Raw genomic sequence first — 1,050 nt, 5'->3', positions numbered from 1 at the left:
AGCGACCGATGGTTTCATCCAGCTTAGCACCACCACAAGGCATGAAATTGATATTGCCGCCTAACAGCGCACGCAGTTTAGAGAGTACTAGCTTATCTGCTAATGCATGGCTTTTCTTCAGCATCAACGAAGGTGTACGACCCTCTTGGTGACATGCCGCCAGTTTCGCGCCCATGTTCACAGCCCAAGTAAAGAGCACCTTGCGAATGAATGGTGCCTTTGACACTTTTTCATGGATCGCAGAGAAGATTTTCTCGTAGAAGCGAGGAACCGCACACATCACGGTTGGTTTCACGTCACTCAGTGCATCACGTACTTGCATGGTGTCTTGCAGGTAGCAGTTGGTTGCACCTTTATAGAGGACATAAAAAGTCCAAGCGCGCTCAAATACGTGTGACAGTGGTAGGAAACACAAAGAGACATCATCTTTGCTCAGGCTTAAACGCTCATCGTGACCTTCAAGCTGAGAGCCGATGTTAGCGTAGTCCAGCATCACACCTTTAGGTTGACCTGTCGTACCAGAGGTGTAGATAAGCGTCAGCAGGTCATCCATATTGGCATCGGCAAGGCGTGATTCAAGCTCAGCTTGTTGAGCCTCTTCACCACGTGCTATGAATTCCTGCCAAGAGATAGCAAAATCATGACCTTGAGTATCGATGTCATCTGACATCGCAACGATAATTTCTAACTGTTCGCACTCGTCAAAAAGGCTAATTGCCGCATCAAATTGTGGCTGTTCACCAACAAAAAGAACTTTAACGTCTGCGTTCTGAATAATGTAAGAAGACTGCGCTGCAGTGTTCGTTGGGTAGATCGGTACAGTTACAAGGCGAGCTTGTAGGGATGCAAAGTCTGCCACAGTCCATTGAGGCATGTTATTTGAGTAGATACCGATTTTATCTTGGATTCTCAGTCCTTGAGCCAATAGTGCGAGTGAAAGCTTATCGATCTGTTCACCAAATTGCTGCCAGCTAATGCCTTGCCATACATCATTGACTTTATGCTTTAAAGCCGTACGGTTGCCGCCTTGAGCAATCTGCTCGCGAAGTC

Annotated in this window: 1 protein-coding gene; it reads right to left on the bottom strand. The window is 47.0% G+C overall.

Annotated features, from left to right (window positions below):
* Positions 1-1,050, bottom strand: a 1,050-nt coding sequence (locus tag KIV40_RS30660; RefSeq protein ID WP_285353057.1) for a long-chain fatty acid--CoA ligase, incomplete at both ends; no start/stop codon positions are given.

The organism is Vibrio sp. D173a, assembly GCF_030248475.1.
Note: the sequence above shows the minus strand (reverse complement) of the source record. Positions and strands in the feature narration are given on the sequence as shown.